Below are 20,580 nucleotides of genomic sequence, written 5' to 3' on the forward strand. Positions count from 1 at the left end.
GGGCGGCGGAAGTGCTCCTCCTGGCCAGTGGCCAGAACGACACCAGCAGAAAGAACGCTCCGACGGACATCAGGTCCTTATCGATGAGGGGCAGCGCGAGGTCGACGGTCACCAGGGCAGGGGTCCAGATCTTGACCTGCTTGCGGGCGGCCAGGTGGACGACGAGCGCGAGCTGGGCCACGTAGAACAGGAACGGCCCCACGTCGTAGATGACCGGCTGCGCCCCCGGCACGGCCTGCACCTGTTCGAACAGCGGCCCCATGGCGTCGTGGTCGGCCGCCAGGAACCCGATCGCGATGTCGATCAGGAACTGCGTGGCAGCACACACGATGCCGACGATCCCGACGACCAAGTGGGCGGTGGCGAGCCTGGTACGGCCGAGTATCCGCCACATATCCCGAAATATAACGATGAACAGTGCGAGGGCGGCGAGAAACGCTACATGCCCGATCGTCCAGGCGGGCCCGGGCCCCCGGCTCCCGTCGAACCCGTCGACGATGCGGATCACTCCGTAGGCCAGCACGAGCAGCGGAGCGGTGATGTAGGCGGTGCGGGGGTTCATCGCAGGCTCTCCTCGGGGTCGGTTGACTGCCCCTCATCCTGCGGTTTCGCCGGCCCGTTGTGATCGCCTGACCGGGCGATCCCCGATCTCCCTCTCAAGAGCGAGCCCCTCGCTCCCGCGACTCACCGGCGACCTCACGCCACCCCGTCGGCGCCTTGGCGACGCTACTTGGGGCTGGTCGTGCGAACCCGAGCGGAGGGCCGTCACCAACGCGCCGCCACCTTCCAAGAACCGCCGGCATTCATCGCGCCCGGCCAAGGCATCTGCCCGGTGGCCGCCCACGACACCCGCTACGACCCACGCCGACATCACCTTCGTCACCTTCACCGGCGCGCCCCCTTCGACGTCGGGCTGCTGGCGCACCAGTGCACACCACCGGGTCAAAACCATCATCGAGACGACCAGGAGCTCGTCACCCCATGGGGCGGCTCTACAGCAACAGCTCAACGGTCAGCCGGAGCCTTACTCGTGGGGGAGCAGATAACGCCACGAGAGCGCGATGTGCTCGCCGGTTGACATGCGATAGACGTGCCAGGATCCGTCACGTGGTATCAACCGGGCGATCGTGTGCGCCTTGTTGCCCTTGTAGTCCTTGCTTCCCGAGCGCGCCTGCGTCTCGGGTGCCAGGGGGACGCCCTCCGGCAAGGGCTTGGCGGGCGTCGCAGGAACCGTAGCCCGCTCGGTGAACAGTCGTACACGGTCGGTGGAGTAGTTCCCGCCGTGCGCGGTCACGCGGTCGGCCAAGCGGGCGAGGCGGTCGCGGGCGGTGACGAGCGCGGCGTCGTAGCCGGCTGCGGCATGTTCCAGAGACGGCACGTGCACCTCGCATCCCGCTGCCGCTGTCGACGCCGAGGACCGTGGTGGGCACGTCATAGATCCTCGACGATCCCGGACGGGGCGAGGCAGTGGCCGGTTGCCCTGCCAGGTCATGCTTGAGGGCCTCGACCAGGGTTTTGACCTCGGCGGGTGGAAGGCGCAGCTCGTGCGCGGCGTCGGCGATGGCCCGGCCGTCGGCGTAGACCACCAGCATCGGAGGGCGCACGGCCGAGAGGCCGGGGGCCATCAAACCACCCACCCGCAGCCAGCTGGCGACAAGGCGCTGCGCGGGGCCGGCTGAGGCCGGCTCAGGAACTGGCCGGCCAGTCTGCTCCAGCGAGCCTGGTTGCCGGCGGTGAGCAGCATGGCGAGACGCTCGCGTGTAGTGCTCCACCCACCGCGCCCGCACCCTGGTCGCCCGCGACGGCGCCGCCGCCTTCGCCACCACACCCTGGCCGGCCAGGTGGAGCGCGCCCGCATCCAGTCGGCGGCCGGCCAGGAACCCCGACAGCGACAGCGCCCAGGACGACGAACCGGGGACCCCTCCCGGGCGCTGAGCGCTATAAGGGAATCATGAAACGGCTTACCCTCACAGCCCTCGCCCTCGCGTGCGCGCTGGCCACGGCGCCGGCCCTCGCCGCACAGCCTGCCGCTGCCGCGGCCAAGCCGCGTCTGAGTGGCTGCTACGACGGGAAATGCAAGTTCACCTTCAAGTACGTGGTGAGCTTCCGCATCTCCAGCAAGAAGTACGGCTTTTCCAAGGTCATCGTCTACAAGGCGGATGCGAAGACGGTCGTCGTGGACACGGGCTTCAACCGCCGGATCGGTGGCAGGGTGTTCACGGCTGGCGGCAATGTCGCCCTGTGGGAGGGCGGCTGGGGCAACCTCAGCGGCCTCAAGTTCCGCGTGCTGAAGGTCACCAAGCTAGGGGCGACGCTCCATTTTCTCGGCTGACGGCACACCCACGGTGTTCCTCGCGCGCCTGTACGTGCTGTTCGTCATGGAGATCGAAACGCGGCGCGTGCATGTTCTCGGTGTCACGGCTCATCCGAGCGGTGCCTGGACGGCGCATCCGCCGCGCTCGCCACGGGCGAACGCGTTCGCCGAGCGGTCCATCGGCACCCTAGGCGCGAATGCCTCGATAACCTCCTGGTCCACGGTGAGCGGCACCTGCGACAGGTCCTGACCGAGTACGAGCGTCACTACAGCGAGCACCGGCCGCATCAGGCGCTGTCACTACGCCAACCCCTTCACGATCCGGCCGAGGAGGCGGTCGATCTCACGGCTCGAATACAGCGACGAAGCGTGACCAGTCACCCGACCGGCGCGTGGACCGCTCAGCAGGCCCGCAGTCTGCTCATCCAACGCGGCGAGCGAACCTGCGCTCGGTCCTGAACGAGTACATCGATCACTACAACGCGCAGTACCGTCCAGCCGCATGGCTCGGTGGGGGAAACCCCAGCTCAAACCATACGCGCGAGTTTTGACGCCCTACAGCCAGATTTCGCCGGCTGGGGGGCACGCGAAGGCTGCACCCCGTCTACTACACTCAGCTCTATGTGTTCCGTCATCCACAACTGGCAGTCCATCCGCCTCCGGTCGGCGTTCTGACCGCGGTGTCGGCCGTCGCCGGCACCTGGTCCTACGTTCACCGTTCGCCTTTGGATGACGAGGATTCTTCTCATGCGCGCAACCTCGCGCCCCACTTTCGTGTTCGTTCACGGCGGCTCCAGCAACGCCCGGGCCTGGGGCCCCTGCAGAACGAGCTGGCCCTGCTCGGGCACCGTTCGCACGCCGTCGACCTGCCCGGCCATGGCGATCGAGCCGACGTCCCCGCCGCCTACTACCGGCTGCCACACGACCCCGCGGCACTGGCTGACGCCGCGTCCCCGATGCGTGCCGTCACGTTGCAGGACAACGTGCGGCACGTGGTCGACGCCCTGCGCCGGCTCGCCGAACACGGCCCCATCGTGCTGGTCGGTAACAGTCTCGGTGGCCTGACCATCAGCGCCGTCGCCAACGCCGTACCGGACCTGCTCGACCGCGTGGTCTACCTCTCCGCGCTGTGCCTGAGCAGCCCGGCCATGCTCATCGAGGCGTGGGACGTGGTCGACGACAACCTGCTCGACGCCGCGGCGGCCCGGATCGCCGTGCCCGGCGTGCCCGACCCCGGCGTGGCCCGGCTCAACTGGCGCAGTGCTCACGCCGATGCGGAACTGTTCGCCGAGTTGAAGGCGGCCATCATGGCCGACTCCACCGACCACCAGTTCCGGCTGCTGCTGGACTCCATGGACCCGGACGAGAATCACGCGGTGCTGGAGCCGGCGGCACTGGTCACGGCCGACGGGTGGGGACGTGTCCCGCACACCTACATCCGCCTGTCGGAGGACCGCAGCATCACCCCGGCCGTCCAGGACTACATGATCCGCCAAGCGGACGCGCTGACCCCGCACAACCCCTTCCAGGTGCACACGCTGGCGACCTCGCACGTCGGTTACTTCAGCCGACCGCACGTTTTCGCGGAACTCCTGGCGAACCTCATCTGAGGCGTTCCGACGCCCCCGCCGCCGGCCTCGGCGGCGGGGGCGCCGAGGCCGGCGGCTGACGGGGCTGATCCTGGCGATGTGCACCTACGGCACCGATACCGAGGACTTCATCGCCATCTGGCCGGCGCCGAGTTGATGGAACAGGCGGTCGAGACCGGACAACTGCGGCAGGCCGATCCGGGTTTCCCGGCCCTGGCCGTCATGGAGCCGGCCGCCGTGGCCCAGCCCCTGCCACCAGAGGTGGCCACGCCGCCGACGAACGCCCGGCACCGATCCCCGGACACCAGGCGCCCCGAAAGTCGTCGATCTCTTCCTGCACGGCGCGGCATCCGACCTGCGCCAACTGACCATGACAAGCCCAGTCCCCGCCCACCCGGCGGGGAGAACCATGCCCATCGCGAGCGGAGAAAGACCAGATGACCACGACCACCCGATGGCGGCGTAACGTCGCCCTGTTCCTGACGGGGCAGACCATGTCGTTGTTCGGCTCGATGATCGCGCAGTACGCGGTGATGTGGTGGGTGACGTTGCAGACCCGCTCCGGCTGGCGGTGGCCCTCTACGCGGTGGCCGCGTTCCTGCCCCAGGGGTTGGTGTCGATCTTCGGGGGTGTGCTCGCCGACCGCATGAACCGCCGGGTGCTGGTCATGGCCGCCGACGGCGCCATCGCCGCGGCGACGTTGGCGCTCGCGCTGCTGATGGCCAACGGCGTGACCGACCTGTGGATCGTCCTGCTGGCCGTCGCGGTCCGGTCGCTGGGCGCCGGCGTCCAGACCCCCGCCGTGCAGGCGTTGATCCCGCAGATCGTGCCGGGTGAGCACCTGATGCGCGTCAACGGGATCTTCCAGACCATCCAGTCGGCGATGGCGCTGATCGCCCCCGCCGCCGCCGGTGCGATCTTCGCCGCCTCCGGCCTCGTCCCCGTCTTCTTCCTGGACGTGGTCACGGCGGTGATCGGGATCGGGCTGCTCGCCCTGGTCACCGTTCCGACTTTGGAGCGGGCGGCCGAGGCCCGCGCCTCCTACCGGCAGGACCTGACGGAGGGGATGCGCTACATCCGCACCCAGCCGATCGTGCGCTGGCTGCTCGTCGTGTACGCGGTCATCTTCCTGCTCACCGTGGCGCCCTCGTTCGTCACGCCACTGATGGTCGCGCGCACGTTCGGCAGCGAGGAGTGGATGCTGGCGGCGCTGGAGATCGCCTTCGGCCTGGGCATGCTGCTCGGCGGCGTCCTGATGTCCACGGTGCTGGCCAAGCGCAGCCGGATGGGGCTGATCCTCGTCGCCGTCTACGGCTTCGGGCTGGTGACCGTGGCGCTCGGGCTGAGCGGCAACCTGTGGGTCTTCTACGGCTTCATGTTCATGTTCGGACTGCTGGTGCCGCTGTTCTCGACGCCGTTCATGACGCTGATCCAGGAGACCGTCGAACCCGCCATGCACGGGCGCGTGTTCAGTTACGTCGGCATCGTGATGGCGCTGGCCACGCCGATCGGCATGGTCGTGTTCGGGCCGCTGGCCGACGTGGTCAGCGTGCAGGTCCTGCTCATGGGTGCCGGGCTGGCCGCCATCGTCGTGATCGCGATTGCGGCCCGCGTGCCCTCCGGCCGGTCCACCATCGCCGCCGCCCGTGCCCACGCCACGTACCGCTCCGATGCCGGGACTCTCCCTGGGGAGGAGACCGCCGGCTGCCGGTGAGCACCAATCGAGCCGTTCCGCGCGGTCACCCTGCGCGCCGCGCGGGCCGGCCTCGAGCGCAAGCCGAGCGCACGGAGGTGTGTTCAACCAGTGAGGATCCATGAAACACCGCTCGCGGCCGGCGCGTGCACGCGAACTGTCCACGCTCGCCCCCCGAAGACCCGCCCTGCGCCCCATCGCCCGCCGGTGGCGCGAGAGCGTCGCCGAACTCGCCCAGCACTGCACCAATGTCCCCGATGCCGTAACCGCCCTCGTCGCGACCTCTGACGGAGATCTACGCTGTGGGCGTCGCCGCCGTCGTCAGCCAGCCATTGGGCGTGATCTGCGGCGCCTGCCAGAGCGGCATCCCCAGGCGGTTGTCGTACGGCTCTCAACGCGCGCCAGGCCGAATCGAAGGTGCGCTTCACCAGAGCTTCACCTCGGCTTGCCGCTGATGAGTCACGCACTCTAGAGTCGTCGCTCTGTGGCGTCTCGCGGTGTGGCGGAGGGATGGGCATAAGGTTCGGAGTCCTGGGAGACGTGGCGGTCGTCGATGGCGAGGAGACGCTGCCGATGAGGTCGACGAATCAACGGATCATCCTGGCTGTGTTGCTGGCCCGCCGGGGACGTACGGTTTCAGCGGATCGGCTGATCGACGCGGTGTGGGGGGAGAAGCCTCCGGCATCGGCCCCGGAGAACCTTCGCTCATACGTTTCCAAGATCCGGCAGCGAGTGGGCGGCCGGATTGAGGCCGCGGCAGGTGGCTACCGGCTACGAGCCGACGTCGATGAGGTCGACGTAGGCCGGTTCGAGGCCCTGGCCGCCCAGGGTTGCTACCGCCAGGCGCTTGCACTGTGGCGGGGATCGGCGTTCGGGACCCTTGCCTACCACCCACACCTGCAGGGTGAGGCCGCCCGATTGGAAGAGCGACGCCTCTCTGTCACCGAACAGCACATCGACGCTGACCTGGCGGCCGGCCGACATTGCGAGGTAGTGGCCCACCTGGCCCGGCTGGTCGCCGAGCATCCACTGCACGAACGATTCTGCGGCCGGCTGATGATCGCTCTCTACCGGGCAGGACGCCAAGCCGGCGCCCTTGAGGCCTACCGGCAGATCGTCACCCGGCTCGCCGACCAACTCGGCGTCGATCCCGGCACGGAATTACAAGAACTGCATCAGGCTATCCTGCGGTCAGATCCGGCACTCGAACTGCCAGCAGGACGCCCCTTGGTGATCCCGACGGAGCTCCCGGCCGACTTGGCCGCCTTCACCGGCCGCGACGAGGAGTTGATGCGGCTGCGTGGCCCGTTGCTCAACGATCACCTGCCGGTCGCTATCTCCGCGATCAGCGGGACCGGCGGTGTCGGCAAATCGGCCCTGGCGATCCACCTCGCACACCAGATCCTCGACCGGTACCCCGACGGTCAGCTGTACGTGAATCTGCGTGGTGCCAGCCCCGATGCCTATCCTGTCGATCCGATCGACGCCTTGGGCCGGCTGTTGCGCTCGCTCGGCGTTGCCCCGGAGGCGGTCCCGGCCGATGTCGACGAGGCAACGGCGCTCTTCCGCACCCGAACCCGCAACAGGCGCCTGCTCATCGTCTTGGACAACGCGCGCGACGCCGCTCAGGTCAGGCCGTTGCTGCCTGCGGGCCGCACCTGTGCAGTCCTGATCACCTGCCGCCGAGACATGGCAGCCCTGGAGGCCGCACATCACCTCCCACTCGGGCTTCTGTCAGAGCAGGAGGCAGGCGACCTGCTCGCCCGGCACATCGGCGCGCATCGGAGCGATGCCGAACCCGAGGCGGTGGCCCAGATCGTCCGGCTCTGCGGCTACCTGCCCCTGGCCATCAGCATCGCCGCCGCCCGCCTGAACTCCCGCAAGACCTGGAGCCTGGCCAAACTGGCCGACCGGCTCGCCGTGGAGCACCGGCGCCTGTCGGAGCTGGAACAAGGCGACCGGGCACTCCGCACCAGCCTGCAAGTCAGCTACCGCCAACTCGACGACGCCCATGCCCGCGCTTTCCGGCTCTGCGCCCTTCCCGGAGGTCCCGACCTCGACACCGACGCTGCCGCCGCCCTCCTCGACCTCCCCGCACCACAGGCCGAAGACCGCTTGGACGACCTGGTCGACTTCGGCCTCCTGGATAACCCCGCGCCGGGGATCTACCGCTATCACGACCTCATTCGCCTGTTCGCCCAAGAACAGGCCGCAGAACGTGACCCGGACAGCGAGCGCGACCAGGCTCTGCATCGCCTTTTGGGGTTTTACACCACCACCACCCACAACGCCGTCACCGCCGACGACCCTCACTGGACGTGGCCGAGATCGCTCCTGCCTCGCCAGCATCCGGGACGGACCTTGCCCAACCCCGAGGCCGCAGCCGCCTGGCTCTTCGACAGCGTTCCCCACCTGGTGGCAGCAGCCGAATGGGGCGCGCACCGGCCCGAATCCCTCGGCCTTGCCGCCGATCTGGTGACCGGCCTGCGCTGGCTTCTCTACAGTGGCGTCGGATGGGCCCGGATTGCGCCGAGCCTTCAATCCATCATCGCCACCGCTGCCGGGACCGGAGATACACGCAGCGAAGCAATCGGCTTGTACGAGCTCGGCCACTTGTCCTACTACCAGTACCTGCTCTCGGATGCCGCGGCACAGTTGGAGCGCGCGACCGATCTTGCCGGGGTCGTCGGTGACCAGGTCCTCCTCTGGCAGATCTGGCATACGCGGGGACTTGTCTACAGCGGCCAACGCCGGCTGACAGACGCCGTCCACGCTCTGCAAGAGGCGGCCGCGCTCGCCCAGGAGTTACGGTTGCCTGCAAGAGAAGCAACCACCCTCGCCAACCTGTCCCGTGTCCATATCGACGCCGGACAGATGGACCAGGCGGTTGCCGTACTCGACCAAGCTCTGCACGCCGCCCTAGACAGCGGCGACCCCGATCCCCTCGCCGCGGTGCGATACGCCCGCGGTGTTGCCCTGCGCGGCGCCGGACGCTTTCAAGAGGCCACCCGCGAACTCACCGACGCGCGACACACATTCCGTAAGCTGGCACGACGGACCGCCGAGAGCAATGTCCTTTACCACTTGGCTGAGACCTACCGGCAGGCCGACCGGCACGTTCAGGCTCTCGAGGCCGCCGAGGAATGCCTATCACTCAGCCGGGAGATCGGCGACGAATACAACATCGCACGTGCGCTTGCCGTACTCGGGCAATCGCATACGGCGCAGGGAGACCACGGTCAGGGTCGCGCCAGCCTTCAAGAGGCACACGAGATCTTCGCCAGGCTGGACGCCGCGGAGGCCGCTGAGATGGAAGCCTTGCTCACCCCGAGTTAGGGGGAGCGGAATTCAGGGGCCTGCTTTCGATGCCGACCACTCGGCGCTGCTGGATGCCGCCCACCAGCAAGCCCGAGGCTAATTACGACCGTTTCGTCAGAGTCATCGTCACCGGCCGATCCGGCTGCAGGACCGTCGCCAGGCGAGGGGAGATCGGACCCGCAGCATCGATCATCACCCGGTGCCTGCTGAGGAGGCTCGCGAGGTACACCTTGGCCTCCATCATGAACAAGTGCTGGCCCAGACACTGGTGCGGGCCGCCGCCGAAGGGGAAATAGGCGTAACGGTGGCGACGGGGCTTTCCGGTGGCGGCGAACCGGTCAGGATCGAACTCCAGCGGCCGGTCCCAGAAGTCCGCCAGTCGGTGCGTCAGATACGGACTGGTGATCACGGTCGACCCGGCCCTGATCGTGACTCCATCCACGACCGCGGTGGCGACGGACCGACGTGGCATGAGCCAGCCCCCCGGGTAGAGGCGAAGCACCTCCTGCAGGAACATCCCCAGGTAATGCAGCTCAGGCAGATGCGCGACGCTCACCTGCTCGCCGCCCACGACCCTGTCGATCTCCTCCTGCACCTTCACCGCAATCTCCGGATGGTTGTGCAACGACAGCAATGCCCAGGTCAGGACCGTCGCCGAGGTCTCAGTGGCAGCGCCGTACATGCTCACCAGGTCATTGCGGATCTTGCGGTCGCCGCTCATCCCCGGCTCGTCACGGCGGGCCCTGCACAGCGCCGAGACCACGTCGCGCTCGTCGCCGTCCTGGGCACGGGCCTCGTGTATGCGAGGGTAGACGACTTCGTTGATGATCCTGAACGCGCGTCGGAACGCTCTGTCACCCGGCAGCGGGAAGCCCGCGGGTACGGTCGGGAGCAGGAGCCTGATGGCCTGGGAGGTGATGGCGGCGTTATAGGCCGGTTGCAGCCGCCTGATGTCCTCGTCCGAGATGCTCCCCCCGAAAAAGAGCCGCACGATCGCCGGATGCACGACGCGGGTGACGGTGTCAGCCACGTCGAAGGGCTTTCCCGGCACGATGGTCTGCTCAAGTAGCCGGTCGATGGTCTCCGTCATCCGCTCGCCGAGGGAGTCGACGTACCTGGCGGTGAACAGTGGCTGGAGAATATCCCTGCTCTCTCGCCAGATGTCACCCTCGGACAGGATGCCCTCGCCGACCACCGGGGCGAGCTGGTCCCAGAACAGTCCTTGGCGCAGGTAATTGGGCTGAGCATGGCGCACCAGGTGCTGCACGTGGTCGGGATGGGTGACGAGGTAGGGCCGGAACAGCCCCGTCTCAAGCCGGACGATCTCTCCCGCCGCCCTGCGCGCAGCCTCCTCGAAAGCTTTGACAGGGCTCCGCCTGTGGGCCAGCACCAGGCGGTAGAAGGGAATGCTCCTGGCCTCACGGGCGGCTGTGGTCTCTGTCGGCATGGGCGGACCTCATGTTTCAGTGTTCGCGGTGCGTCATCAGGTAGGAGAGCGCGACCAGGGCGCGCGCTCCGCCGGGTTCGGGCGATAGGGCGGTCAGTTCCCGGAACGCGTGTGTCCGCTGCCGGATCGATTCCTGCTCGGCCCAGCGCCGTCCACCGGCCTCTTCGATCAGCGAGACGGCCTGGCGGATCTCCGCTTCCGGCATCGGGCCGATGCCGTGGTAAAACTCGGCAAGCTGGTCGCCGGCCGTCGTCGCGCTGGATAAGGCCGCCACCACCGGCAGTGACTTCTTGCGCCGCCGCAGGTCGCCTCCGACGGGCTTGCCGGTCACCTGGGCATCGCCCCAGATTCCCAGCAGGTCGTCGGCGAGCTGGAAGGACAGCCCGAGATGCCACCCAAGGCGGCGCATCCGGCTTACCTGATCCGCGTCGGCGCCCGCCGACAGCGCGCCGAGCGCGCAGGCCGCGGCCATGAGCGACGCGGTCTTGTCCCCGGCCATCGTCAGGCATTCCGCCAGTCCGATCTCCGAACACCCTTCAAGGGCAAGATCGGCAGTCTGCCCGGCCACGAGTTTGAGCAGGGCGTCGGACAGCTCCTTCATGATCGCCTGCCCGGCGCTCCCGGCCAACTCCGGCCGCACCACGTCGATCGCCAACGCCAGCAGGGCATCTCCCCCGAGGATGGCCAGCGGCTCACCGAAGGCCGTCCACGCGGTGCGGCGGCCTCGGCGCGTGGCGTCGCCGTCCATGAGATCGTCGTGCACCACGGAGAAGTTGTGCACGAGCTCCACGGCGGCGGCGACGGTCACGGCCCGCTCGGGCCGCGCCCCCAGGGCCTGCGCACTGGCCAGTGCCAGAGCCGCGCGTACCCTCTTTCCGCCGTTCGCTCGCACCCGCGCGCCCGACTCGTCCCACCACCCGAAGTGGTAGCCGGTCAGTCTGCGCACCGGGTCGGGGAGCCGATCGACGGCCTTGCGCAGCTCCGGCTCGGTCAACTCCCTGGCCAGTGCCAGAAGCCGCAGAGCGGTGCCGCGGTCAACGTCTCCCATGACGGTCAAGGGGCACCCCCATGAGCTCAGGCTCGAGATAATCTCTGAGCGGCGTCCCGTCGGCGTGGTCGGACGACCGGTAGCGCTCCGTACGGCGGGACCAGGCCAGGTTCCCGCTGATCCAGGTGCGCATCCCCGCCAGGTAGGGCGACAGCGTTGCGGAGTGCCGGTCGAAAGCCCGCAGCAACTCCTGTTCCTTGGTCAGGAAGAGCTCGGTCTCGGCGGAGATCGCGGTGCAGACCCTGGCCATGGCCTCCTCCTGACTGAGCCCCTGGCGCTGCTCCGTGATGTAGACCAGGTTGTGAACCTCCCCCCGCGCGCGTTCCTTCTCCAGCGAGTAGACGTCATTGGTCCAGCACACGACGTTGCACGCGGCGTCGAGCGTTGCGATGAACTGAGGACTGTCGTAGATCTCGGTGGGCACGTCGAGCTCCGCCACTATCTCGATGAGGTCCATGCAGACGTAGATCGCGCCGATGTGGCGCCGATTGATGATGTACGTCGCCTCGTCGGGGACCGTGCCGGTGACCCGGTTCCCGGCCTCCCAGGTGGCGGCCGTGGTGAGGCAGTCGACGAGATGCTCTGCGAACCGGCGCTGCCAGCGCGGGGAGGCACCGTCGGCCGTACGCCGCCACAGGTCGGCCAACGAGCTGACGACCACCGGAACACCTGGGCGCCGAGCGATGGCCTGGCCGAGGTCGGGGCTGGTCATCACCGCGTGTATCTCGGTGAACACCTCCATCATCTGCTCTGGTCTCCGCCCAACCTCCCCGTCGTCGAGTTGGTCGTCCACGAGGAACAACCAGCCGAACCAGTCAGCGAGCAGGGCGAGCCGGGCAGCGTCTGCCGTCGGGTAGACCATGGCGGCGAACCAGCCGAAGTCGGCACGGTCGAACCGCTCCTTAGAGGACTCCTTGTGCACTAGGCCCGTGTGATGCACCCACGCTCGCAGGTGCTCTCTGGCATGCTCGACGTGCGCGTTCACCTCACAGGGGAAGAGACTCAGGATCTGGGGCACATGGTTTTCCACCACGGGTGTCTCCTTCGCGTCATCGGCGCTGCAGGCGCAGGTGCACCCCGCCTCGGGGGTGCAAGGTGATCAGGGCCTCCGGCTGTACGTCGGGGGCGCCCGCCGGGGTGAGCAGCCGGTGGCCGCACGCGATCGTGGCCAGGACGAGGGTGAGCTCGGCCAGTGCGAAGTGCTTGCCGATGCAGATGCGATGGCCGCTGCCGAAGGGCACGTAGGCGTGCTTGGGCCGCTCGTTGATCCGCTCGGGGCTGAAGCGCTCCGGATCGAAACGCTCGGGGGCCTCCCAGAAGTCGGGGTGACGGTGCAGAAGATAGCTGTTGACGAGGACGTTGGTGTTCTTCGGCATCCGGTAGCCGCCGATCTCGTCCTCCTGACCGGCCCTGCGCATGAACTGGTAGGCGGGCGAGTAGATCCGCAGGACCTCGTCCACGATCATTCGCGTGTAGGTGAGCTTCGGAAGGTCGTCGAAAGTGGGCACCCGGCCGCCGAGCACCTGATCCACTTCCGTGTGCAACTTCTCCTCCACCTCCGGATGCCTGCCGAGCAGATAGAACGCCCACGACAGGGCGTTGGTGGTGGTCTCGTAGGCGCCGACGCAGATGTTCAGCACCTCGTGGTGGAGTTGTTCGAGGTCCATGCCTCTGCCGTCGTCCTCGTCCACGGACTCCAGCAACAACGTGAGCAGGTCGGTATCGCCCTCCGGACGGGGCCCACCGGCGAGCCGTTCGGCGATGAAGTCCGCGACGAACCCGTCCATCGTGTTGATCGCCCTCTTCAGGCGCAGGTGGCTCGGTGTCGGGAAGCTCAGCGGCGGGAAGGGCAGTTTGAAGAAGGCGGCGAGGACGGTGTTCGCCACCGCGAACGCCTGAGTGAAGGAGCCGGCGGCCTGACTCACATCGGTGCTGAACAGCGATCTGTTCACGATGCGGAGGGCGAGGCCACCGATCTCAGCCGTTACGTTGATGACCTCGCCTTCATGGTCGGCGTCCCAGCGTTCGAGCATCTGGACGGTCTCGTCCGTCATGTTCCGGGCGAAGACGTTGACCGTACGCGGGGTGAAGTGGGGCGCCATCATGCGTCGCTGGCGGCGCCACAAGGCCATGTCGGGGTTGGCGATCAAGCCCTTGCGCAGCACCGGGCGGACGACCTTGAAGATCACCGCATCTTTGTCGTACCGCTCGCCCTGGTCGACCAGGATGTGCCGGATGTAGTCCGGGTGGTTGACCACGACGATGGGTAGGCCAAGAAGGCGGAAGCGGAAGATGTCGCCGTACCGCTCGATGCCACGTCCGAGGAAGCCGAGTTGATCCTTCTTGAAGGCAAGACTCCCGCCGGTGCCGCCCCACCGTGCGATGGTGGGGATCTCCTTCAAACTGGTCGCGGTCACTGCTTTCCCTTCGAACTCACTTGGTCACGACGCCTGGGTCGATGCGTCCTCGTCCGAGGGCGGAGTCGTCACCGATCTCCCGGCTGGCGGTGGGCATGGTTCGGCGGTGTCGATCACCGGCGTTACCGTGAAATGCCCACCTTCCTGACCGGGCGATCGATCACCTTGGCGATGGGGCGAACAGAGAGGCCGTAAGCCATCGCGGTGATCAGGAGCACGCTCCACAGCGGGATCAGCTCGGCGAGCACGCCGTAGAGCAGGTTGCCCACCGGCAGAGAGACGGAAATCAGCGCCATGATCGTGCTGAGGACTCGGCCGCGGACCGACGGATCGGTATGAGCGTTGACGGCTTCCACCATGATGGGCAGCAGGGGCCCCTGCATGGCGCCTGTCAGCGCCATGCAGGCCACCACGGCGACGACACCGGGGGCGAAACCGAGGGCGGCGTACGCCAGGGCCGTCCCTCCCAGGCACCATGCGATCACGCGCTCGCCTTTCAGCCTGCCGGCGACGGCGGTGTAGACGGCAAGCCCAGCCAGTGACCCCGCCGTGTAGGCTCCGGCGACCCACGCGAGCATGGACGCGGGTGCTCCGACATCGCGCAGGTAAACGGGCATGAGGACGGTCATCCGCGGAGCGTCGACGGCGTTGAGCACGAAGGCGAACAGAGCCATCGCGCGGACCATCCTGAGGTTCCAGACAGTGCGGAATCCGTCACGCAGTTCCTCGAAGTAGGAGTTCCGATCCCGCTCTTCGACGGAGGAAGTTCGACGAACCTGCCGCAGAGGGGGTGCCATGCGCGCTGGAACGCCCAGGACCAGCATGCCGGAGAGTGCGAAACCCGCGGCATCGATCCAGATGACCGACGTGGGGTCCAGCGCACCAAGCAGTGCCGCAGCCAGCGGCGCCCCGATCACCATGCCGAGGCGGGGTGACATCCAGTAGAGCGACCCGGCGCGCTCCCGGCCGATCCCCGCCGCCTCGGACGTGGCGCTGACGAGGAGCTGGCGGCACGTGAGGCCGGGGGATGCGGCCAGCGCGACACCCGCACCGACGGTCGCGAGCAGGCCGACCGACAGCGCGTCCAGATGCTCGGCGAGAGGGATCACGGGAAGCAGCAGCGCGGCGGCGAGGCTCGACGCCAGGGCCATCCGCCGGGGCCCGGCCTTGTCCACCAATGGGCCGGACAGCACGGTTCCGATGACGACGGCGGAGGTCTCCACCGCGCTCACGATTCCCAAGGTGACGGCGGAGCCGGTGAGCGACAACACGATGAGCGGGACCGCCACCAGCGTCATCGATGTGCCGATGCTGCTGATCAGGGCCGAGGATAAAAGCAGCGCGTACGGCACGAGCCGCTGCTCAGCCACCGTCCACGTCCATGAGCGATCCCAGCAACGGCCAGCACCACCACATGTGCGGGGTTTCGAGGATGACCTGCTCGAGCCAGGAGAAGACCCGCAACGAAGCAGCGGTCGCGTCGGCCTTGATCTCCTGGTGGCGGATGGGCGGGGAGATCTCGAGCGTGACGTGCCTGGGTGCCGTGGGCTTGATGGTGAGCGGCAGAATGTCGGCGCCGGTTAAGCGGGCGAACCGGGCCGGGCCGGTCGGCACCCATGCCTCACGCCCGAGGAACGACGCGCGCAGGCGGCTCTTGTTGCCCGACCAGCCGAGGCTGAACTCCGGATAGAGCACCGCGGGCCGCCCCGCGCGCAGCGCGTCGACCGCCGCGCCGACCGTCCCCGGGTCCTGTACGAACCGTCCGTCCACCTGACTGATGAGCTTGGGGACGGTGGCCCGGTACACCGATCCCATGTCATCGAAGCCGCCGGCGTTGGCCATGACCGTGGGCCTCATACCGCGTGCCACGAGCAGTGGGGGGATCGCCTGGAAGTACCCCACGTGAGGGACGACGATCACCACGCCCTCGCCCCGCTCCTGCGCGGCGTCGAGGTGTTCGCCGCCGCGCGTCTCGATGGTCATGCCGCAAGGCTCCCCGCGTTCGAGCGAGGCCATCAGCGCGTACAGGGGGGCCTGCGCCGCGATCCTGTACTCTGCCCACTCCGAAGCGATCCGGCCGGCGTCCTTGGCCAGGCTCGGCACTCCTGCGATGAGTTCCTGGACCGATGCGGCGTTCGCAGCCTGGCGGTCGGCGAGGGTGTTCTTGAACTCCCAGGCGTTGATGCGCTCGAACATCTCGAGTGTCAGATCGAGCGGGAGATGCTGGTAGATCAGTCCGAACAAGCTCGCGTTCGCCGTCACCATGTCCATGTCGGTCACACTGTCTGCGACCATGCGGCTTCTTCCTTTCCCTTGGTGGTGTACCGGGCGCACAGGTCGCAGGCCGGGTGCCGGGTGAACGCTCGCCAGTCGATGGACAGCGTCCGCGCGTCGATCTCACCTACCCTGTCGGCGAGAAGCGGCGGGCCGATACCGGTGAGGACTCTGATCGCGTCCCACACTTGGAGATTGGCGATGACCGCCGCCATCGGGGCGAACGCGCCGGAGTCCCGGCGGTCCCCGGCGAGCGGCTCCAACTGGTACTTCTCGTCGAGGGGATGGACGGTTCTGTAGCACGTCAGGCATCCGGTCACGCCCGGGATGATCGTGGTGCCGATGAAGCCGGCATGCCCGGTGTAGCCGCCGCCGACGATGTGCGGGGTCCCGTACGGCATGCACGCCGCGGAGATCCACTCCGTGGTGACCTGGACCGAAGGCTCATCGGCGCAGTTGACGACCAGGTCGCAGGTCGCGAACGCGTCGCCGTCGAAGTCCTCGGTCAGAGAACGCGCGTGGGTCGTCACCTGAGACCGGCCGTCGGTGGCGCGCTCGATGCGGGCCTTCAGAACCTCCGCCTTGACCAGGCCGGCATCCTCGGCGTAGTACATCGCCTGCCTGGGCAGGTTCCCCGGCGTGACCACGTCCGGGTCCATGATCACGATGTGCCCGATGCCGGTCATGGCCAGGGTCTGAGCCACCCACGAGCCGAGCCCGCCCGCGCCGACGACGGCCACGCGGGACTCACGCACCTGACGCTGCATGGCCAGAGCCTCGGTATGGCTGCCCGCGGAGTCGCGGAAGAAGGAGATCTGCTTGCGGTAGAGCTCGGTTTCGCCGTCCTGCTCTCCCGGTGCGATGAAGTCCAGGGCGTCGTCGGCCTCCAGCGCCGCGAGGATCTCCTGGAGGAGCTCCGGCCCGAAGCCCTCGTGGGCACCACCCACGTCATCGAGGATCTGCGTGACTGTGCGCGGGGTGCCGAGCAACTCGACCACCCGCAGCGCCTCAGGCCCCGCGTCATAGACGCAGTGCTTGCCCGAGCTGAGGAAGACCACGTGGAGCCGGCCGTCCCGGTCCACGCCCGCCACGACACCTGGCCTCAGTCGCACGCTGGATGCGGTGCGATTCATGCCCGCCCTTTCTTGCGAGACATCACGGTTGTCCTCCTCGCCGGGGTACGGCACGCGTACCCCGGCGAAGATCAGTTGTCAGGCGCAGGAGCCGCCGGAGCTCTCGCCCCGAACGATCATCTCGTTGACCTTGGTCATGACCGGACACCCCCTTCCCGCTGGTCGGTCATCCCACCGTGGGTGAGGCCGCCACCGCGGCCGCTGCCAAAACGCTGCCGTGACGGTGGGATGTGGCGGCAGCCATTTGGCAACGACGGCGGTGGCGGGCGGAGCCATCGTGTTGCCCGGATCGCCGTTCGCCGCGACACCCGTAGCCGAGAGGAGGTGAGCCAGAGATGACCAAGGTCGTCGAGATCATCGTCCGGGGCGACAGCTCCGGCGGCTCCTGCGCGTAACAGGTCGAGCAGCAGTGGGTGCGTGCCTTCCAGGAGCCGGGCACGCACCTCCGCCATAGGTAAGGAGGCCGTTGTGCCGACCCGACATCGCGTTCTGATCACCGGAGCCTCCCGCGGCATCGGGCGTCAGGTGGCGATCAAACTCGCGCAGCGTGGATTCGCCGTCGCGGGCTGCTTTCGCGCGGCCAGCGAGGACAGCGTCGAGACAGAGGTCGAGGTCAGGGCAGCCGGCGTGCCCTGCTACTTCGCCGAGTGCGACGTCGCCGACCTCGACGCCGCTGAGGCGTTCGCGGCCGACGCGGAAGGCCGCCTCGGACAGATCGACTACCTCGTCAACAACGCCGGCGTCACGGAGGACGGCATCCTGGTCCGCACGCCTCCAGCGGCCTGGCAGCTCGTCCTGCAGACCAATCTGACCGGCACCTGGAACTTCTGCCGGACGATGACCTTCCGCTTCATGAAGCGCCGCCGCGGCTCCATCGTCAACCTCTCATCCGTTGTCGGGGTGCACGGCAACGCGGGTCAGACCGCGTACGCCGCGAGCAAGGCCGGGATCATCGGGCTGAGCAAGGCCCTGGCCAAAGAGGTCGCGCCCTTCGGGATCAGGGTCAACGTTGTGGCGCCGGGCCTCATCGAGACCGACATGACCAAGGCGCTGCCGGAGAAGGTGCGCGACGACGCGTTGCGGCAGATCGCACTGCGACGTCTCGGCCGGCCGGACGAGGTGGCGGCCATGGTCGCCTACCTGCTGGATCCGGACGCGGCGTACGTCACCGGCCAGGTCTTCCAGCTGGACGGCGGAATCACCCTATGAACCAGCAGAAAGGGACTCCGGAGAAAATGAACCAGACCGCCGAACGAATGAGTGACATCCGCGAGATCGTCGCGGAGGTCCTGGAGCTGTCGCCGGAGGAAATAAGCGAGAGCGGCGACTTCATCGAGGAGTACGGCGCCGATTCCATGTCCGCCATCGAGATCCTGGCCGGCCTGGACCGGCACTTCGACATCGAGATTCCACAGGAGCACCTGGCGCAGATGCGCAACCTGCGCGAGGTTTACGCGGTCGTGGCCCGAGAGGCTTCCTGGGAGGTCTGAGCCATGCATCGAGTCGTTGTGACCGGCCTCGGGCCGGTATCGAGCATCGGCATCGGCGTCGCGGAGTTCACCACGGCGCTGCGATCAGGGCGTTCGGGAATCTCCGAGGTGCGCAGCTTTGATGTGAGCAAGTTCCCCCGGCGCATGGCCGGTGAGGTGCGTGGCTTCCGGCCCGAAGCCCTGCTTCAGGTACTGGAACCGGAGCGGTGGGGTAAGGCGAGCCAGTACGCCGCGGCCGCCGCCCGGCTTGCGGCCGAGGACGCGGGGCTCGACCTGACCTCGATCGACGTCGACCGGGCGGGCGCGGTGGCGGGGACGACGGGCGGCGAGTCGCAGGCGCTCGACGCGCTGGCGGCGCAGATCAACTCCTCGGGGTACGCCGCTCAGGACCCTGGGCTGCTGGATCTGCTGCCCAGCAATCGCATAAGCCACGCGATCAGCACGGAACTGGGGCTGGCGGGCGAGTCGATGACGATCGGGACGGCCTGCTCGGCCTCGAACTATGCCATCGGGTACGCCTTCGACCTCCTGCGCGACGGGGAGGCGGACGTCATGTTCGCCGCGGGAGCCGACGTCGTGTGCCGCTGGACACACGCCGCGTTCGTCCGGCTCGGGGCGATGGCGCCCGAGGCCTGCTCGCCCTTCGACCGGGACCGTCCCGGCATGCTGACAGGAGAGGGAGGGTCTGCGCTGTTGCTGGAAACCCTCGAGCATGCGCAGGGCCGGGGCGCACGGATCTACGCGGAGGTGCTCGGCTACGGGGTGAACTGCGACGCCAAGCACCCCGTGGCGCCGGACGCCGGCAGCATCGCGGCCTGTATGCGCGCCGCGCACGAAAACGCGGACATCAAGCCGTCCGAGGTGGACTACGTCTGCGCGCACGGCACAGGGACACCGGCGAACGACGCCGCGGAGGCGGACGCCCTGCGAGAGGTGTTCGGTCCCGCGCCGCCTCCGATCAGCTCGATCAAATCGATGCTCGGCCACACCATGGGGGCCGCGAGCGGGTTCGGGGCCATAGCGTCCGTGCTCGCGATTCACCTCGGCTTCCTGCCGCCGACCATCAACTGGTCCACGCCCGACCCGGCGCTGCACGGCATCGATCCGGTTCCGAACCGGGCCAGGGCGGCGAAGGTGCGCATCGCACAGAACAACGGCTTCGCGTTCGCGGGAAACAACGCCATCACGATGTTCGGGGCCCCGGCATGAGCGGGCATCGGCTCGCCGTGACGGGCTGGGGCGTGCTCAGCGGAGCGGGAGAAGGCATCGAGTCTCTGGTCGAGCATGTGGGCGCCGATCGTACGGGGAGTTCCGCCGGCGGGCCGCGTGACGTCGGCAAGATGTTCGGCGAGCCGCTTCCCACCGACCGAGCCCACGCGCTGCCGGACTTCGACGTCCGCTCCCATCTCGGCCGGAAGGGCACGAGCAACTATGATCGCACGACGGCGCTGGCGGTCGTGGCCTCTGGCGAGGCGCTGCGGGAGGCGGGCGAGTCGGCCTCACCCGATCGCGTCGGCGTCGTGGTGGGAACGACTCTGGGCAGTTTCCGCGCGGCCGGCGAGTTCTCCCGGGAGACCCTGATCCGGGACCGGCCCCACCACGTCGCCCCTGGGCGGATCCCCTCCTCCGTCATGAACGGCGCGGCGGGACAGACGGCGATCAGGTACGGCTTGCACGGCGTCAACGCGACCATCGCGGGCGGCGCCATCGGGTTCTTCGGCGCGCTGCGCTACGCGGCCACCGTGCTGCGCCGGGGCTATGTGGACACGATAGTCGCCGGCGCGGTGGAGGAACTCAGCCCGCATCGGATGTGGCAGGGGGCGTTGTCCCGCGCGCGCCGGACACCAACGATCGGCG

The 20,580-nt window shown here is 68.1% G+C and carries 19 protein-coding genes; 8 read left to right on the forward strand and 11 right to left on the reverse strand.

Going from position 1 to position 20,580, the window contains the following annotated elements:
- Together E1267_RS32685 and E1267_RS32690 are read right to left on the reverse strand one after the other, a co-directional pair.
- On the reverse strand, positions 1-562 hold a 562-nt coding region (locus tag E1267_RS32685; RefSeq protein ID WP_132338284.1), incomplete at its 3' end, for a hypothetical protein.
- A 462-nt stretch (positions 563-1,024) separates the two neighbouring features.
- Positions 1,025-1,378: a hypothetical protein gene (locus E1267_RS32690; protein WP_132338286.1), complete on the reverse strand. Its 354-nt coding sequence runs from the start codon at positions 1,376-1,378 to the stop codon at positions 1,025-1,027.
- A gap of 573 nt (positions 1,379-1,951) precedes the next feature.
- On the opposite strand from E1267_RS32690, the gene E1267_RS32695 reads away from it, so the two are divergent.
- Complete coding sequence (locus E1267_RS32695; protein ID WP_132338288.1) at positions 1,952-2,332, forward strand: hypothetical protein; 381 nt, start codon at positions 1,952-1,954, stop codon at positions 2,330-2,332.
- A 90-nt stretch (positions 2,333-2,422) separates the two neighbouring features.
- On the opposite strand, the gene E1267_RS44820 is transcribed toward E1267_RS32695, so the two are convergent.
- Positions 2,423-2,593, reverse strand: a complete 171-nt coding sequence (locus tag E1267_RS44820; RefSeq protein ID WP_165959926.1) for a hypothetical protein — start codon at positions 2,591-2,593, stop codon at positions 2,423-2,425.
- Between the two features lie 446 nt (positions 2,594-3,039).
- On the opposite strand from E1267_RS44820, the gene E1267_RS32705 reads away from it, so the two are divergent.
- Positions 3,040-3,924 (forward strand): alpha/beta fold hydrolase, encoded by an 885-nt coding sequence (locus E1267_RS32705; protein ID WP_220449783.1) that lies wholly within the window; start codon positions 3,040-3,042, stop codon positions 3,922-3,924.
- A gap of 84 nt (positions 3,925-4,008) precedes the next feature.
- Here the strand turns inward: E1267_RS32705 and E1267_RS32710 are convergent, their stop codons facing one another.
- Positions 4,009-4,194: a hypothetical protein gene (locus E1267_RS32710; protein WP_132338290.1), complete on the reverse strand. Its 186-nt coding sequence runs from the start codon at positions 4,192-4,194 to the stop codon at positions 4,009-4,011.
- A 247-nt stretch (positions 4,195-4,441) separates the two neighbouring features.
- Between E1267_RS32710 and E1267_RS32715 the strand changes: the two genes are divergently transcribed.
- Positions 4,442-5,617 carry an MFS transporter gene (locus E1267_RS32715; protein WP_220449784.1) on the forward strand — a complete coding sequence of 392 codons (1,176 nt, stop codon included), beginning with the start codon at positions 4,442-4,444 and terminating at the stop codon, positions 5,615-5,617.
- Between the two features lie 519 nt (positions 5,618-6,136).
- Positions 6,137-8,932 (forward strand): AfsR/SARP family transcriptional regulator, encoded by a 2,796-nt coding sequence (locus E1267_RS32725; protein WP_165959927.1) that lies wholly within the window; start codon positions 6,137-6,139, stop codon positions 8,930-8,932.
- Between the two features lie 82 nt (positions 8,933-9,014).
- Here E1267_RS32725 and E1267_RS32730 read toward each other — a convergent pair whose 3' ends face one another.
- The 7 genes from E1267_RS32730 to E1267_RS32760 all read right to left on the reverse strand — a co-directional run bounded on the left by E1267_RS32730 (position 9,015) and on the right by E1267_RS32760 (position 17,233).
- The gene (locus tag E1267_RS32730) at positions 9,015-10,361 is read right to left on the reverse strand and encodes a cytochrome P450 (RefSeq protein ID WP_132338294.1); all 1,347 of its coding nucleotides are present in this window, start codon (positions 10,359-10,361) and stop codon (positions 9,015-9,017) included.
- A gap of 16 nt (positions 10,362-10,377) precedes the next feature.
- Entirely contained in the window at positions 10,378-11,409 is a 1,032-nt protein-coding gene (locus tag E1267_RS32735; protein WP_132338296.1) for a polyprenyl synthetase family protein, read from the reverse strand.
- Positions 11,396-12,442 (reverse strand): terpene synthase family protein, encoded by a 1,047-nt coding sequence (locus E1267_RS32740; protein WP_132338298.1) that lies wholly within the window; start codon positions 12,440-12,442, stop codon positions 11,396-11,398. The genes E1267_RS32735 and E1267_RS32740 overlap by 14 nt, the downstream gene beginning before the upstream one ends.
- Before the next feature lie 16 nt (positions 12,443-12,458).
- The gene (locus E1267_RS32745; protein WP_132338300.1) at positions 12,459-13,826 is read right to left on the reverse strand and encodes a cytochrome P450; all 1,368 of its coding nucleotides are present in this window, start codon (positions 13,824-13,826) and stop codon (positions 12,459-12,461) included.
- Positions 13,827-13,948: 122 nt separating this feature from the next.
- Positions 13,949-15,196, reverse strand: a complete 1,248-nt coding sequence (locus E1267_RS32750) for an MFS transporter (RefSeq protein ID WP_132338302.1) — start codon at positions 15,194-15,196, stop codon at positions 13,949-13,951.
- Positions 15,189-16,121, reverse strand: coding sequence for a lysophospholipid acyltransferase family protein (locus E1267_RS32755; protein ID WP_132338304.1), 933 nt, complete (start codon positions 16,119-16,121; stop codon positions 15,189-15,191). The genes E1267_RS32750 and E1267_RS32755 overlap by 8 nt, the downstream gene beginning before the upstream one ends.
- On the reverse strand, positions 16,103-17,233 hold the full coding sequence (locus tag E1267_RS32760) for a HesA/MoeB/ThiF family protein (protein ID WP_132338306.1): 1,131 nt from the start codon (positions 17,231-17,233) through the stop codon (positions 16,103-16,105). Before E1267_RS32760 ends, E1267_RS32755 begins: the two co-directional genes overlap by 19 nt.
- A 468-nt stretch (positions 17,234-17,701) precedes the next feature.
- Here E1267_RS32760 and fabG point away from each other — a divergent pair, with 468 nt between their 5' ends.
- The 4 genes from fabG to E1267_RS32780 form a co-directional block, all read left to right on the forward strand.
- On the forward strand, positions 17,702-18,442 hold the full coding sequence (gene fabG / locus E1267_RS32765) for a 3-oxoacyl-ACP reductase FabG (protein WP_132338308.1): 741 nt from the start codon (positions 17,702-17,704) through the stop codon (positions 18,440-18,442).
- Positions 18,443-18,489: 47 nt separating this feature from the next.
- A complete protein-coding gene (locus E1267_RS32770; protein WP_220449785.1) occupies positions 18,490-18,723 on the forward strand; it encodes an acyl carrier protein in 234 nt (77 codons plus the stop codon).
- Between the two features lie 3 nt (positions 18,724-18,726).
- Positions 18,727-19,932 carry a beta-ketoacyl-[acyl-carrier-protein] synthase family protein gene (locus E1267_RS32775; protein ID WP_132338312.1) on the forward strand — a complete coding sequence of 402 codons (1,206 nt, stop codon included), beginning with the start codon at positions 18,727-18,729 and terminating at the stop codon, positions 19,930-19,932.
- Positions 19,929-20,580: beta-ketoacyl synthase N-terminal-like domain-containing protein (locus E1267_RS32780; RefSeq protein ID WP_281283729.1), on the forward strand; the 652-nt coding region annotated here is incomplete at its 3' end. The genes E1267_RS32775 and E1267_RS32780, both read left to right, overlap by 4 nt.

The organism is Nonomuraea longispora (assembly GCF_004348345.1).
In the GTDB taxonomy this organism is placed as follows: domain Bacteria; phylum Actinomycetota; class Actinomycetes; order Streptosporangiales; family Streptosporangiaceae; genus Nonomuraea; species Nonomuraea longispora.

What these genes read in the sequence shown, in the direction of transcription:
- E1267_RS32695 (WP_132338288.1), top strand. Translation starts at nt 1,952, where the DNA reads ATGAAACGGCTTACCCTCACAGCCCTCGCCCTCGCGTGCGCGCTGGCC.
- E1267_RS32730 (WP_132338294.1), bottom strand. Translation starts at nt 10,361, where the DNA reads ATGCCGACAGAGACCACAGCCGCCCGTGAGGCCAGGAGCATTCCCTTC.
- E1267_RS32735 (WP_132338296.1), bottom strand. Translation starts at nt 11,409, where the DNA reads ATGGGAGACGTTGACCGCGGCACCGCTCTGCGGCTTCTGGCACTGGCC.
- E1267_RS32755 (WP_132338304.1), bottom strand. Translation starts at nt 16,121, where the DNA reads ATGGTCGCAGACAGTGTGACCGACATGGACATGGTGACGGCGAACGCG.
- E1267_RS32760 (WP_132338306.1), bottom strand. Translation starts at nt 17,233, where the DNA reads ATGAATCGCACCGCATCCAGCGTGCGACTGAGGCCAGGTGTCGTGGCG.
- E1267_RS32770 (WP_220449785.1), top strand. Translation starts at nt 18,490, where the DNA reads ATGAGTGACATCCGCGAGATCGTCGCGGAGGTCCTGGAGCTGTCGCCG.
- E1267_RS32775 (WP_132338312.1), top strand. Translation starts at nt 18,727, where the DNA reads ATGCATCGAGTCGTTGTGACCGGCCTCGGGCCGGTATCGAGCATCGGC.